Raw genomic sequence first — 14,675 nt, forward strand, 5'->3', positions numbered from 1 at the left:
GATTGTCGTTGTTCGGTTGAGCGAGGGGCCGGGCGGCGTCAGGCCTGCTGACGCGCCTCGCGCCAGGACTTGATCAGGAACTCGAAGGTGGCCTGCACCCGCGCGATCAGGGTTTCGTCGTCGATCTCGCCGGCCAGCCAGGCCCGGCTGGGCTCCTGGAAGATCGTCCGGCCGACCGCGAAGCCGCGGCAGACCTGGCTGGCGCCGGCCTGGCGGAAGCCTTCGGCGAGCGCCTCGACCGGGGCGTTCAGACCGAGCAGGACCACGCCGTGGCAGTAGGGGTCGCGCTCGGTGATCAGCGCGTCGAGCTGCCGGTACACCGCGGCCGGCTGCGGCTCGATCTTCCACCAGTCCGGCTGGATGCCGATGTTGTAGAGCCGCTTGATCGCCCGGTAGAGCACGTCCGGATGCTCGGAGGGGTGGTTCTTCGGCGGGATCACTTCGAGCAGCAGCTCGTGGCCGCTGGCCTGGGCCGCCTCGTAGAGGCCCTTGAGCTGGGCTTCCTGTTCCAGGCGCAGCAGCGGCTCGTCGTCCGGGTGGAACTGCACCAGGCACTTGATGATGTGCTCGCGCGGCCACTGCACCAGGTTGCTGCCGACCGAGCGGCCGTGCTCGAAGGCCAAGGGCCGCGAGCCCTGCAGCTCGACCGGGCGGCCGATCCACCAGCCGCGGCCGGTGGCGCTGTTGAGGGCGTCCTGGCCGAAGCGCTGGTCGGCCAACAGGCCCACGTCGCCCTCAATGCCCTGGCGCGCGAGGTCGGCCTCGACGCGCTCGATGGCGGTGACGAACAGCTGCTTGAGCTGGGGAATCGCCTTGATGTCGCGTCCGACCTGCTGGGCCAGCTCGACCAGCTGGCCGCGGTGGTCGAAGGCGAAGATGAACAGCGGCTTCCAGGTCTTGCGCGGCACGCTGACCCGGTGCAGGCGGTTGAGCTGCGGATCGAGATCCGGGCGGGTGATGGGTTCCGGGCTGTTGAAGATGTAGTCGAGTTCGGCCGGGGTCGGCATCGCCGGGGCGCAGGCGTGGCGCGACACCACCAGACCGCCGCAGGCGTTGGCCAGGCGGCAGCAGCGCTCGTCGTCGCCGCCGGTCAGCCAGCCGCGCAGGAAGCCGGACATGAAGGCGTCGCCGGCGCCCAGCACGTTCATCACCTCGACGCGGATGCCTTTATAGATGTTGCCGTCCTCCAGGCGCGCGGGAATCGCGCCGTGGATCACGGTGCAGCCCAGCGGGCCGAGCTTGACCACCAGGGTCGCGGCGGTCACTTCGCGGACCTTGCGCAGGGCGCCGAGCAGATCGTCGGCGCCGCCGGCGATGAGGAACTCCTCCTCGGTGCCGACCACCAGGTCGAAGCGCGGCAGGATGCGCTGCACGTGCGCGCTGACCTCGGCGCTGGCGACGAAGCGGGTCTCGCCGTCGGCCTTGCCGGTCAGGCCCCAGAGCACCGGGCGGTAGTCGATGTCCAGCACGCGCTTGACGTTGTGCTTCTCGGCGTAGTCGAGCGCCTTGCTGCTGGCCTGGTAGACGCCGTCGGTGGAGAAGTGGGTGCCGGTGATCAGCAGCGCCTTGCTCGAGGCGATGAAGGCCTCGTCGATGTCTTCCTCGCGTAGCGCCATGTCGGCGCAGTTCTCGCGGTAGAAGATCAGCGGGAAGGTGTCGCGGTCCTTGATGCCCAGCAGGACCATGGCGGTCAGCCGCTGCGGATCGACCTTGATCGCCCGGGTGTCGCAGCCTTCGCGCTGCAGCGATTCGACCAGGAAGCGGCCCATGTGGTCGTCGCCCACGCGGGTCAGCATGGCGGACTTCAGGCCCAGGCGGGCGGTGCCGAAGGCGATGTTGGCGGACGAGCCGCCCAGGTACTTGGCGAAGCTGCCGACGTCTTCGAGCCGTGCGCCGATCTGCTGGGCGTACAGGTCGACGCCGAGCCTCCCCAGACATATGACGTCCAGCTGACGTCCGTTTGCGAAAGTGATTTCGCCCATGCTGCCTCCTCTTGTGTGTTCTTGTCGGCCTGCGTTTCACGCACCCGAATGTGGTGACTGATGCGATGGGCCGAGATTAGAACGGGCGGCGCCGGTAAATCAACATTTTTTCCATAATTTTATTTTTTAGAATGTATTTTCTATTTGTTGGGGTATCCTGTCCGTACGGCTGGCAGGCTGGCCGTGCTCCCGCAGGGCGGCGAGGAGGGCGAAACGAGGGGAAGAGGGGATTCATTCTGCCGTTGCGGCGCCATCGCGCCGCCGCCGGCCACAGGGTTCACGACGAGAGGTAACGAGCGCATGTCCAGTTCCGAATCATCCGCCAGTTCCGGCGAAGCGCTGCTGGAGGCGCCGGCCAGCGTGGAGCGCCTGCAGCAACTGATCGGCGCGGAGTATGAGGGCCTGCCGCGCCAGCTCAAGCGCATCGCCAACTACATGAGCCAGCAGAGCGGCCGGGTGATGGTCGACCGGGTCAGCGACATCGCCCAGCAGTGCGAGGTGCACCCCTCGGCCATCGTGCGCTTTTCCCAGCGCTTCGGCTTCAAGGGCTTCAGCGAGATGCAGGCGCTGTTCCGCGAGGCCTACACCGACAAGGCCACGCCGGTGCAGAACTACCAGCAGCGCATCCGCCGGATGATCGCCAACCGCTCGCACAAGGCCTCCAGCAGCGAGCTGGCGCGCGAGTGCATCAACGTCAGCCGCTCGGGCCTTGACCGGCTGGCCCAGGAACTCGACGAAACCGAGTTCGGCAAGGCCGTGGACCTGTTGGCCGAGGCCGACAACATCTATGTGATCGGCGTGCGCCGCTCCTTCTCGGTGGCCCACTACCTGGTCTACAGCCTGCGGCACACCCACAAGCGCATCCACCTGGTCTCTGGCCTGGGCGGCGGCTACCGCGAGCAGATGCGCAGCGTGCGCGAAGGCGACCTGGTCGTCGCCATCAGCTTCAGCCCCTACGGCAAGGAAACCCGGCACTGCGTGCGCATCGCCCGGCAGCACAAGGCCAAGACACTGGTCATCACCGACAGCCAGCTGGCGCCGCTGGCCAGGCAGGCGAGTGCCCTGCTGCTGGTGAACGAAGGCAGCACCTTCGCCTTCCGCTCGCTCAGCTCCACCCTGAGCCTGTGCCAGGCGTTGTTCATCGCCGTGGCCTACCGCCTGGAGATCTCGGTCGAGGAAATCGGCGCGCCGGGCAGCTTCGAGGACGGCGAGCCCGACGACGACCTCGACTAGGCTGCCCTGGCGGCCGCCTGGCCTATCGACCGGGCGTCTTCGTAAGCCGTAAAGCCGGACGCCCCGACCGGCGCCCGGTCGCATGACGTAGCGGTGGGAAGACCCGGAAAGTTGCATCCCGAGTCGAGCGAGAGGGCGTGTGTATTGGCCAGGCGCCGTGTCCCCAGCCGACTCGCCGCAAAACCTGGTTTTTCAACAGAATCGGCCAGGAGCAGCCACTGGGTTAAACTCTTATTTTGGCCAAACGATAGGTGAAAGGATGCAAACTTCGAGCGCCATACCGTTGCTTAGAATTTTTTCTGAGACTAAGGCGAAAGAGTTCTATATTGATTTCCTTGGATTCAGCGTCGATTGGGAACATCGTTTTGAAAAAATTTTCCGCTGTATCTTCAGGCCCGTAGGGGCGACCTTGTTGTTCATTTGACTGAGTATCATGGCGACGCCACACCAGGCTCTACGATCTTCGTTCCAGTTATCGGCGTTGGTGAGCTGCACGCCGAACTCACAGCGAAAAGCTATGGTTACTCGAAGCCTTCTATTCAAGTTACTGGTTGGGGACAAGTATTAGAAGTAATTGATCCCTTTGGTAATCGAATCCGCTTTTGCGAATTATCGGGCGACTGACAATGCGAAGAATTAGGGCCGTTGCGCTGAAATAACTTTCGGCCCGACCGTCTCCTGCGTGTCGCTTCCAGTCACAAGCGGGAGATTCCGGATAACTGCCAGCTTTGCTCGATGCACCGAGCCGATAATCGACTCAGCCGTTTTGTTCCACTGGAACGGCTTGGCCGAATGTTCGTTATGAGCCTCAATGAAGCGACGAATAGCCGCTCTCAGGTCAGCCTCGCTGCTGAAGGTGTCACGATAAGGCGCCCGTCTTTCCAGCTGCGCAAACCAGCCCTCCACGGCGTTCAGCCATGAGGCGCTGGTCGGCGTGAAGTGCAGCTTGAAACGGGGCTGCTTCTCCAGCCACTCCTTGACGGCCGCGGTCTTGTGAGTCGAGCTATTGTCCAGAATCACATGCAGGTCCAGCGCGGACGGGGTGCTGCGGTCGATCTGTCGCAGGAACTCGAGAAACGCCCTGGCTGACCTTGCCCGTCAGGATGTCAAAGGCGGCATACAGGCTGGCCGTCCTCATGCGTCCGCCGCTCAACCTGCCCGGGCTTGAGCGGCAGCATGGGCTGCGTGCGATCCAGCACCTGGATCTGCAGTCGCCAAAAACAAGAAAGGCACCTGTGGTGCCCTTCTTGTCAGCCCAGCTTATTGGGATAAAGCCGTGACTCTGGCCCGAGCCCCGTGCAGCTTCTTGTAGCTGTCGATCAGGCGCAGGTGCCTGTCGAGCCCTTCCAGCTTCATGCTGGTCGGCGTCAGACCGTAGAAGCGCACGCTGCCATCCACCGACCCCAGCGCCGCGTCCATCCGCTCGTTGCCGAACATCCGCCGGAAGTTGACCTCGTAGTCGGCCAGCTCCAGCTCTTCGTCCAGCATCACTTCCAGCACTACGTTCAGGGCCTGGTAGAACAGCCCCCGCTCGACCGTGTTGTCGTTGTACTGCAGGAAGGCTTCCACCAGCTCCTTCGCATCTTCGAGGCGACGCAGGGCGAGGCCGATCAGCAGCTTCAGTTCGAGGAGGGTCAACTGGCCCCAGACCGTGTTGTCGTCGAACTCGATACCGATCAGGGTGGTGATGTCGGTGTAGTCATCCACCTCGCAGTTTTCCAAGCGCTTGAGCAGTGCCTTGAGGCGGGCATCGTCCAGGCTGTGCAGGTTCAGGATGTCCTCGCGGAACGGCAACGCCTTGTTGGTGTTATCCCAGATCAGATCCTCTACCGGATAGATCTCCGAATACCCCGGCACCAGGATGCGGCACGCTGTGGCCCCCAGGTGCTCGTACACCGCCATGTACACTTCCTTGCCCATGCCTTCGAGAATGCCGAACAGGGTGGCGGCTTCCTCGGCATTGGAGTCTTCCCCCTGGCCGGAGAGGTCCCACTCGACGAATTCGAAGTCGGCCTTGGCGCTGAAGAAGCGCCACGACACCACGCCGCTGGAGTCGATGAAGTGTTCGACGAAGTTGTTCGGCTCGGTCAAGGCGTGGCTTTCGAAGGTGGGCGCCGGCAGGTCGTTCAGGCCTTCGAAACTGCGGCCCTGCAGCAACTCCGTCAGGCTGCGCTCCAGTGCCACCTCGAAGCTCGGGTGCGCGCCGAACGAGGCGAACACGCCGCCGGTACGCGGGTTCATCAAGGTCACGCACATCACCGGGAACTCGCCGCCCAGCGACGCATCCTTGACCAGCACCGGGAAGCCCTGTTCTTCCAGGCCCTGGATACCGGCCAGGATGCCCGGGTACTTCGCCAGCACCTCGCGCGGCACATCGGGCAGGGCGAGTTCACCTTCGAGGATTTCACGCTTCACCGCGCGCTCGAAGATTTCCGACAGGCACTGCACCTGCGCTTCGGCCAGCGTATTGCCGGCACTCATGCCATTGCTGAGGTACAGGTTCTCGATCAGGTTGGACGGGAAGTACACCACCTCGCCGTCGGACTGACGCACGAACGGCAGCGAACAGATGCCGCGCTCCACATTGCCGGAGTTGGTGTCGTACAGGTGCGAGCCACGCAACTCGTCGTCGGGGTTGTAGATTTCCAGGCAGTACGCGTCGAGGATTTCAGCCGGCAGCGCATCCTTGCGGCCAGGCTTGAACCAGCGCTCATCCGGGTAGTGCACGAACGCCGCATTGGCGATGTCTTCTCCCCAGAACTGGTCGTTGTAGAAGAAGTTGCAGTTCAGGCGCTCGATGAATTCGCCCAGCGCCGATGCCAGCGCGCTTTCCTTGGTCGCACCCTTGCCGTTGGTGAAGCACGTCGGCGATTGCGCATCGCGGATATGCAGCGACCACACGTTGGGCACGATGTTGCGCCACGACGCGATCTCGATCTTCATGCCCAGGCCGGCGAGGATTTCCGACATGTTGGCGATGGTCTGCTCCAGCGGCAGATCCTTGCCCGGGATGTAGGTGCTCGCGTCGGCGTCGGGGTTGAGCATCAGCAACGCCTGGGCATCGGCGTCGAGGTTTTCCACTTCCTCGATCACGAAGTCGGGCCCGGTCTGCACGACCTTCTTCACCGTGCAGCGGTCGATGGAACGCAGGATGCCCAGGCGATCCTTCTCCGAGATATCCGCCGGCAACTCCACCTGGATCTTGAGGATCTGCTTGTAGCGATTCTCCGGATCGACAATGTTGTTCTGCGACAGACGGATATTATCGGTGGGGATATCGCGCGTCTGGCAGTACAACTTTACGAAGTAAGCCGCGCACAGAGCCGATGAAGCCAGGAAGTAATCGAACGGGCCCGGTGCGGAGCCATCGCCCTTGTAGCGGATCGGCTGGTCGGCGATCACCGTGAAATCATCGAACCTGGCTTCTAACCGAAGGTTATCGAGAAAATTAACCTTGATTTCCATGCGAAATTACCACGATAAAAAACGACTTGATCGGCATTATCCGGCCAAATGAGCCCAGGGGGTATCCCGGCGGGCGTTGGCTGCAGGCAACGTTCAATGCAGCAGAGTCGACGCGTGGCAGATCGGGAACGGATTCCGGCCATGTGCTTCGGGTAACATGCGCCGCCCCACGCCGCCAGCCAAACACCCCGCACTCGAGGAAACCGCCGTGCTCACATCCCAGGTCATCATCATTGGCGCCGGTGCCGCCGGACTGATGTGCGCCATGAGCGCTGCCGCACGCGGTCGCCGAGTGTTGCTGCTCGACCACGCCGACAAGGCCGGCAAGAAGATCCTCATGTCCGGCGGCGGGCGTTGCAACTTCACCAATCTGTATTGCGAACCGGCCAACTTTCTCTCGCACAACCCCCACTTCTGCAAGTCTGCGCTGGCGCGCTTCACGCAGTGGGACTTCATCGCCCTGGTAGCCAGGCACGGCGTGCCTTACCACGAGAAGAAACTCGGCCAACTGTTCTGCGATAACAAATCCAGCGACATCCTCGACCTGCTGCTGGACGAATGCGAGCAGGCCGGCGTCGACCTGCGCCTGAGCACCTCGGTGAGCGAGATCGCGCGCGTCGAAGGTGGCTACCAGCTGCAGACCAGCATCGGCCCGACCCGTTGCGAATCGCTGGTCATCGCCACCGGCGGCCTGTCCATCCCCACCCTCGGCGCCACCGGCATCGGTTACCAGATCGCCCGCCAGTTCGGCCACAGCCTGCTGCCGACTCGCGCCGGCCTGGTGCCGTTCACCATCACCGACCCACAGTTGAAGGCGCTGTGCAGCGAGCTATCCGGCACCTCGGTGGAAGACTGTCGGGTCACTTGTAACGGCCAGAGCTTCGTCGAGAACATCCTGTTCACCCACCGTGGCCTCAGTGGTCCGGCGATCCTGCAGATTTCCTCCTACTGGCAGCCCGGCCAAGCCATCAGCATCGACCTGCTACCCAGGATCGATCTGCCGGCCTGGCTTGCCGAACAACAGCGGGAGCGTCCCAACAGCGAGCTGAAGACGCTGCTGGCCGACCTGTTCACCAAGAAGATGGCCGGCCTGCTGGCCGAGCACTGGCTCATCTCGAAACCGATGAAGCAGTACACGTCGGGCGAACTCAAGGTCATTGCCGAACGCCTGAGCGACTGGCAACTGGTGCCGGCGGGCACCGAAGGCTACCGCACCGCGGAAGTCACCCTGGGCGGCGTCGACACCCGCGAGGTGTCGTCCAAGACCATGGAGTCGCTGAAATCGCCTGGGCTGTACTTCATCGGCGAAGTGCTGGATGTCAGCGGTCACCTCGGCGGTTTCAACTTCCAGTGGGCTTGGGCCTCCGGCTACGCGGCAGCGCAATACGTGTAAGGCAAGCAGGGCCACCGCGTCAGCAGCTTCCCCCCCTACCGATTGAGGTGTGTTAAGACGCTGGGCGCATTTACGAGGGATACCGCTCATGAACTGGATTATTTTGGTAGTGGCAGGGCTATTGGAAGTCGGCTGGGCGATCGGGCTCAAATACACGGAGGGCTTCTCGCGCCTTTGGCCAAGTGTCGCCACCCTCATTGCCATGGCGCTGAGTCTGGGTTTGCTCGGCGTTGCCATGAAGTCGCTTCCGGTTGGTACCGCTTATGCGGTCTGGGTCGGTGTCGGTGCCATTGGCACAGCCATATTGGGCATTGCCTTCTTCAACGAGCCGGCCAATGCAGGGCGGCTGCTAAGTCTTGCGCTTATTCTCGCCGGTATCGTCGGCCTCAAACTATCGACGCCTTCCTGATCGTTTGCTTCCGGGCGTGCGGTGCCGGTCGCTACAGACAGCAAGCGGCCAGAAGCAGACGGTTTGCTATAAATAGATTGTCCCCTTTTCCCTGGACTGATCGTATCTGAGGCATGCCCCCATCATAGACACTACCGACTGGCACTACCCATAGATCTACCCTTCACCCTCAACACGGCAACTGGCCAGCATCTCGTTTTGAGATAAGCTGAGTTCACCTCACCTAAAATTAATAAGGCCAAGCACGTGTCAGACAAGGAACAGGAAGAAAAGCAGCAGCTGCTGATGGATGTGGCGACTCTGGATGACTTCGCCCACATTAACCCTGCGTCGGTCCTCGCGATGAGTAATTCATTGCACTTCCACACGCTCGAGAGGGTATTCCAGGAGGCCGCTCACGCAGCGAAGGAAGCTGGCGATGACTCAGCCGTAAGGGCGTACAATGTCTTGGCGGTCATATGCAGTTATCACTTTAATCCTGACAGATCTGACGCGTTCACTCCTCAAATCATCATGGGCGGCAGGAGATCATTAATACCGAGCGATTACCTTGGTGAGCAACAAGTGATTCTCACCGAGATAGCCGAACAAGTTGATCATCCTTTGCTTCGCGCGCGGATTGCAGATAGTTGTTGGTACAGCAACAAAAAGCTTCATACGATGGCAGAGCTTGCCTCAAGCTCGTACCTAAATGCTGTGGAATCCTTTTTTAGTAAGGCGCTGCTTTACCAATACGAATCCGATTTTGAAGTACCGTCAAAAGTGGTCGACCTCATCGAGCGAGCATTTGCCATCTATGCTTCCATAGGCAAGAGAAAAAACACTCCAGACACTGCAAAGAAAACTTTTGCACTCACTTATCAAACCGCCAAGGACAACCAAAACCTTGTGGCCTTCCATAGGCTCTCGTCACTAGGCCAGTCTTACGGGTTGATTGAATGGAGAGATATCGCTATTGAAGCTGAGGCCATGGCGATTGCTGCGAAAGATAAGCAATATGCCGAAGCTGTGAAAAAAGTCTGGCTGCATGCAGCGCATGCTTACTTCAAACTTGGAGACAAAGAATCTTCCACTAGGTGCAAAGTTAGTGCGGTCGACCAGACGCTAAGAATGCGGGATGCAGTCGGATCGGCCACGGCAAAAGCCTCATGGACAAGAGATGCAATTGGTGAACTTCGCTCAATTGGGGGCATGCAAGAAAAAATTGAGGTGCTCAAGAAAGAACTACAACAATATGAAGATGATTCGCTTTCTGAACTTGGCGAATTCAGCATACCGATTGATCTAACAGAAGAGCGCCAGGCGACCATTGAAGATTTTGAAGAGCTTGAGGTTCATGAAATGCTCTTCCGCTTGGCGTTTATCACTAGCAACCCTGAAAAAATAGCTCTTCACAAAAACTGCCTAAAAAAGAGAAGCCAATATTTCTTCTCCTCAATGTCAGAGAAAAGTTATTCGGACGAAAAAGGGAAAGTAATAGCCACAGTATCGTCTGCTCCGCTAGGCAATAACCCCTCCGAAGAATGGTTCGACTATGAAAGCCTTGCTGAAATGAGCTTTCACTATCACATATCAGTCGAGGGTTTTATTAAGCCAGCGTGCATGACCATGTCTCGTTGCCAGAGTATCGACGAAAGACATTTAGAGCCGATTGCCTACCATAGTGCATTTGTACCACCTGGACACGAGTCAGTCTTTGCACTTGGGTTTGCTCGGCTTATCCAAGGAGACATGATTTCAGCAGCCCACACTTTAATCCCCCAACTAGAAAACTCTCTTAGATATGTGCTGAACAATCGAGGATCAAGCACAGCCAAACTCAACATAGATCTTACTCAAGAAGATCAATCCCTGAGCCAAATGTACTCAAACCGCAAAAAAGAGCTTGAGCAGGCTTTCGGGGTCGACATAACCTATGCATTTCATCTCCTCTTCAATTTGAAAGGTGGCCCGATGTTAGGGCACGAAATGGCGCATGGGAAATTCACTGCGGGCGAGTGCCATCAGAGTGCATGCATATACGCATGTTGGCTAATGTTTCATCTTGCTTGCGCCCCCCTATACAGACACTGGGAATCCCACATAGCTAGAGCAATCCAAGAAATCACGCACTAGCCTCTAAACTCACTCTTCATCACTGTGAACTCGCAATATCCCATTGTGAGTTTGCACTCCTCTCTTGTGAGCTCGCAGCTCCACAAAGCGAATTCACTCTGCTAACCAGCGATTTCACACTGGGACATTGCGATCTCGCATTCACACCTTGGAGAGGAAAAGGGGACAGATTTAGTTATGGCAAACCGTCCGTTTTTGGCCGCTTGTTGTCTGTGGCGACCGGCCGGTTTGGGTCGCTTCCGGTCATAAGCAGGAGAATGGAATACAGCAAGCCAAGCTCTTTTAAGATTATTCTTTATTCTTACTGCGCCTCCTACCTTTGACAGGATTAGTCTTGCCTAGGATAAAGTTTTATCTGGATCGGAAAGCAAAAAGCCGCCAGAAATGGCGGCTTCGGGGATGGATGGAGCGAACGGCCGGCAGCTGAAGCAAGTTCGGTAGCCCGGTCCCCCTCTTTCTTCGCGCCGTTTGCCTTTATCGAAGCCGATTGATGTTGTCGTCGATTCGGCTCTGAATCGTGCGCATCGTGTCTTGCGTGATTTTACCGGGGAACATGCTCTTGGCCTTGGCCGTGAAATTGCTGGCCACGGCGCATATCCTGTCAATGATGTCGCCTGCGTTCCGGGCCGAGGGTTCTGCTTCTTGCTCCCCAAGGGAGACCATGTCCTTTCGTCCGATCTCCAGGGCCTCGCCCATCACGTCCATTTGGTGGTAACCCCCGGCCCCTCGCAGAACGTCACGTCGTAAGCCGGAGCCAGCGTCCATTGGCCGGCCGTCGACCATCGCCCGAGCCATTTTCGACCGCCGCGCGCGAGCCTCATAGGTGCGTCGGGGCGGCTATGGGCTTTCAGTCGGAAGGCGCTTCGGAGGCCGCGCCGGTATGCTGTCGCCAGGCAGGCCACACGAACCACAACAAGAGGTAGAGACCGCATGTCCAGTTCCGAATTGCCCGACGCCGCCGGCGAAGCGCTGCAGGAGGTGCCGGCCAGCGTGGAGCGCCTGCAGCAGCTGATCACCGCGCAATACGAGAGCCTGCCGCGCCAGCTCAAGCGCATCGCCAGCTACATGAGCCAGCAGAGCGACCGGGTGATGGTCGACCGGGTCAGCGACATCGCCCGCCAGTGCGAGGTGCATCCCTCGGCCATCGTGCGCTTTTCCCAGCGCTTCGGCTTCAAGGGCTTCAGCGAGATGCAGGCGCTGTTTCGCGACGCCTACACCGACAAGACCACGCCGGTGCAGAACTACCAGCAGCGCATCCGCCGGATGATCGCCAACCGCTCGCAGAAGGCCTCCAGCGGCGAGCTGGCGCGCGAGTGCATCAACGGCACCCGCTCGGGGCTCGACCGGCTGGCCGAGGAGTTCGACGAGACCGAGTTCGACAAGGCCGTGGAGCTGCTGGCCGAGGCCGACAACATCTACGTGGTCGGCGTGCGCCGCTCGTTCGCGGTGGCCCACTACCTGGTCTACAGCCTGCAGCACACCAACAAGCGCGTCCACCTGGTCAGCGGCCTGGGCGGCGGCTACCGCGAGCAGATGCGCAGCGTGCGCAAGGGCGACCTGGTCGTCGCCATCAGTTTCAGCCCCTACGGCAAGGAAACCCAGCAGTGCGTGCGCATCGCCCAGCACCACAAGGCCCATACGCTGATCGTCACCGACAGCCAGGTCGCCCCGCTGGCCAAGCACGCCAGCGCCCTGCTCTTGGTGAACGAGGGCAGCACCTTCGCCTTCCGCTCGCTGAGCGCGACCCTGAGCCTGTGCCAGGCGCTGTTCATCGCCGTGGCCTACCGTCTGGAACTCAAGGTCGAGGAAATCAGCGAACCGGGCGGACCCGAGGACGACGAGCCGGACGACGACCTCGACTAGCGGCCCGCCGTCCGGCAACATCCCGGTCCCTGCGTCAGGGGGTAACGGCGTCGCCTTGTCCATCGCCGCCGAGTCGATCCTCCGCCTCCTGTCCGGCCCTCCCGCACGCCTCGCTGCCGGTTGCTCGTTGTTGAATAAAGATTCCATTAAATATTGATATGGAATTTATTTTCCAATATGGTCGTTTCGCCAGCCCTCGCCGTCCCGGCGGCAACTGTCCTGGCGGGTCGGCGCTACCGACTGGCAAAATCACACCGGTGCCGTCATGCGTATCCTTCTTTGAGGAGAAGAACTCGAGGTGGCCGAACGGACAGCGCCCTGGCGCCGTCGAAGGGAGGGCGCGGAAGATTTCGACTGTCGCGTCGCCTACGCCGAACAACAGGAACCGCTCGTGCCCGCCGGCCAGTCGGCCGTGGCGCCGAGCCCAGCACAGGACACCCCGAACGATGAATGAACAGAGCAGGACCGGCGCGTCGCGCTGCGCCGAGCGGATCGGCAACCAGCAGCGGCTGCAGGTCCGAGGAGACGAGCCATGAGCGGAAAACGGGTCATCGGCAACTGGAAGATGAACGGCAGCCTCGACGCCAACCGGCGCCTGCTGCAGGAGCTGCTGCCGCCGCTGGCGGCACTGACGGGCATCGAGGTGGCGGTCTGCCCGCCCTTTCCCTACCTGGCGCAGGTCGGCGCCCTGCTGGAAGGCTCCGGCGTGGCGCTGGGTGCGCAGAACCTCCACGCCGCGGAGAAGGGCGCCTTCACCGGCGAGGTCGGCGCCGGCATGCTCAAGGAGCTGGGCTGCCGCTACGTACTGGTCGGCCATTCCGAGCGGCGCAGCCTGTTCGGCGAGAGCGACGGGCTGGTCGCGGAGAAGTTCGAGGCGGCGCTCGCGGCCGGTCTGCTGCCGGTGCTGTGCGTCGGCGAGACCCTGGCGCAGCGCCGCGACGGCAGCACCGAGGCGGTGATCGCCGCGCAGGTGCGGGCGGTCCTGCAGCGGGTCGGCATCGCCGGGATCGCTACTGGCGTCGTCGCCTACGAGCCGGTGTGGGCCATCGGCACCGGCGAGACCGCCTCGCCCGAGCAAGCCCAGGCGGTGCACCGGCAGATCCGCGCGCTGCTCGGCGAGGCCGATGGCGCCCTGGCCGCCGCCACCCCGCTGCTCTACGGCGGCAGCGTCAAGGCCGACAACGCTCAAGCGCTGTTCGCCCAGCCGGACATCGATGGCGGGCTGATCGGCGGCGCCTCGCTGGAGGCCGCCTCGTTCGCCGCGATCTGCCAGGCCGCCGCGCGCTAGCGGTTTCGTTCAGGCGCCGCTCGTCGCGCCCTCTCCCCGTCGGGGAGAGGGACGCCGGCGCCATGCCCCTCGCTCCCTCCGCTTCGCAAGGCTGCCCAGGCACCTCCCGCCCGTGTCGATGAAGGCCATGCCGCGCTCCGTCGCCCGTCCAGGCAATGGACGGAGAAGGGCCGGTATATATGCGCGAAAGCCGTTCGGCTCCCGCGCTGCTACGCTCATCCAGCCTACGGTTCTTTGTCCGCGCCGTGGCTCCAAGGGAATGGCTTGTACCCGTTACCTGCCCTGGCAGGTAACGGGCGCTTTCATCATCGACCTCTACTGAAAACAACAACAATGAAGAACAGCAAAAAACTCTATTTTTCGATCCAGCACCCTTCCGTTATCGCTCTCTTTCTCGCCAGCACGTTCTCGGGCGCAGGCGCCCAGGCCGCCGGCTTCTTCGAGGACTCCAAGGGCACCCTGACTTTTCGCAACTTCTTCATCAACCGCGACTTCAAGCGCGACAACGCCACCCGCAGCAAGGCCGAGGAGTGGACCCAGAACTTCATCCTCGACCTCAAGTCGGGCTACACCCCGGGCCCGGTCGGCTTCGGCGTCGACGTGCTCGGCCTCTATGCGCAGAAGCTCGACGGCGGCCGGGGCACCGGCGGCACCGCGTTGCTGCCGCTCGACCACGACGGCAAGCCCGCCGACCACTTCGGGCGGATCGCCGTCGCGGGCAAGATGAAGTTTTCCGAAACCGAACTGCGGGTCGGCGAATGGTACCTGGTGCTGCCGATCCTCCGTGCCGACGACGGCCGCTCGCTGCCGCAGACCTTCGAAGGCACCATGCTCACCTCCAAGGAGATCAAGAACCTGACCCTCTACGCCGGCCACATCACCGGCAACAGCCCGCGCGACGACGGCAGCATGGAGGACATGACGCTG

Annotated in this window: 10 protein-coding genes and 2 pseudogenes; 8 read left to right on the top strand and 4 right to left on the bottom strand. The window is 61.3% G+C overall.

Annotated features, from left to right (window positions below):
- Positions 1-38 precede the first annotated feature (38 nt).
- Positions 39-1,982 carry a bifunctional 5-dehydro-2-deoxygluconokinase/5-dehydro-2-deoxyphosphogluconate aldolase gene (locus tag BMY22_RS17075; protein WP_090624055.1) on the bottom strand — a complete coding sequence of 648 codons (1,944 nt, stop codon included), beginning with the start codon at positions 1,980-1,982 and terminating at the stop codon, positions 39-41.
- Between the two features lie 300 nt (positions 1,983-2,282).
- Here BMY22_RS17075 and BMY22_RS17080 point away from each other — a divergent pair, with 300 nt between their 5' ends.
- Positions 2,283-3,215 (top strand): MurR/RpiR family transcriptional regulator, encoded by a 933-nt coding sequence (locus BMY22_RS17080; RefSeq protein ID WP_090624057.1) that lies wholly within the window; start codon positions 2,283-2,285, stop codon positions 3,213-3,215.
- 247 nt (positions 3,216-3,462) lie between these two features.
- Positions 3,463-3,839 (top strand): annotated as a pseudogene (locus BMY22_RS24970) (glyoxalase superfamily protein).
- An 84-nt stretch (positions 3,840-3,923) separates the two neighbouring features.
- Here BMY22_RS24970 and BMY22_RS17090 read toward each other — a convergent pair.
- Both BMY22_RS17090 and BMY22_RS17095 read right to left on the bottom strand, forming a co-directional pair.
- Positions 3,924-4,426 (bottom strand): annotated as a pseudogene (locus tag BMY22_RS17090) (IS630 family transposase); the annotation flags it as partial.
- Between the two features lie 49 nt (positions 4,427-4,475).
- On the bottom strand, positions 4,476-6,680 hold the full coding sequence (locus BMY22_RS17095; protein ID WP_090624058.1) for an OsmC domain/YcaO domain-containing protein: 2,205 nt from the start codon (positions 6,678-6,680) through the stop codon (positions 4,476-4,478).
- A 157-nt stretch (positions 6,681-6,837) separates the two neighbouring features.
- Between BMY22_RS17095 and BMY22_RS17100 the strand changes: the two genes are divergently transcribed.
- The 3 genes from BMY22_RS17100 to BMY22_RS17110 all read left to right on the top strand — a co-directional run bounded on the left by BMY22_RS17100 (position 6,838) and on the right by BMY22_RS17110 (position 10,597).
- Complete coding sequence (locus BMY22_RS17100; protein ID WP_090624060.1) at positions 6,838-8,073, top strand: BaiN/RdsA family NAD(P)/FAD-dependent oxidoreductase; 1,236 nt, start codon at positions 6,838-6,840, stop codon at positions 8,071-8,073.
- Between the two features lie 88 nt (positions 8,074-8,161).
- Positions 8,162-8,482, top strand: a complete 321-nt coding sequence (gene sugE / locus BMY22_RS17105) for a quaternary ammonium compound efflux SMR transporter SugE (protein WP_090624061.1) — start codon at positions 8,162-8,164, stop codon at positions 8,480-8,482.
- Between the two features lie 246 nt (positions 8,483-8,728).
- Complete coding sequence (locus BMY22_RS17110) at positions 8,729-10,597, top strand: DUF4209 domain-containing protein (RefSeq protein ID WP_244158903.1); 1,869 nt, start codon at positions 8,729-8,731, stop codon at positions 10,595-10,597.
- Between the two features lie 474 nt (positions 10,598-11,071).
- On the opposite strand, the gene BMY22_RS17115 is transcribed toward BMY22_RS17110, so the two are convergent.
- Positions 11,072-11,302, bottom strand: a complete 231-nt coding sequence (locus BMY22_RS17115; protein ID WP_254789307.1) for a hypothetical protein — start codon at positions 11,300-11,302, stop codon at positions 11,072-11,074.
- A gap of 225 nt (positions 11,303-11,527) precedes the next feature.
- Between BMY22_RS17115 and BMY22_RS17120 the strand changes: the two genes are divergently transcribed.
- From BMY22_RS17120 to BMY22_RS17130, 3 genes are all read left to right on the top strand, one after another.
- Positions 11,528-12,460 (top strand): MurR/RpiR family transcriptional regulator, encoded by a 933-nt coding sequence (locus tag BMY22_RS17120; RefSeq protein WP_090624065.1) that lies wholly within the window; start codon positions 11,528-11,530, stop codon positions 12,458-12,460.
- A 532-nt stretch (positions 12,461-12,992) separates the two neighbouring features.
- Positions 12,993-13,748: a triose-phosphate isomerase gene (tpiA, locus tag BMY22_RS17125; protein ID WP_090624066.1), complete on the top strand. Its 756-nt coding sequence runs from the start codon at positions 12,993-12,995 to the stop codon at positions 13,746-13,748.
- A gap of 333 nt (positions 13,749-14,081) precedes the next feature.
- Positions 14,082-14,675, top strand: a 594-nt coding sequence (locus tag BMY22_RS17130) for an OprD family outer membrane porin (protein WP_143068529.1), incomplete at its 3' end; no start/stop codon positions are given.

Origin of the sequence: Azotobacter beijerinckii (assembly GCF_900110885.1) — a bacterium.
In the GTDB taxonomy this organism is placed as follows: Bacteria; Pseudomonadota; Gammaproteobacteria; order Pseudomonadales; family Pseudomonadaceae; genus Azotobacter; species Azotobacter beijerinckii.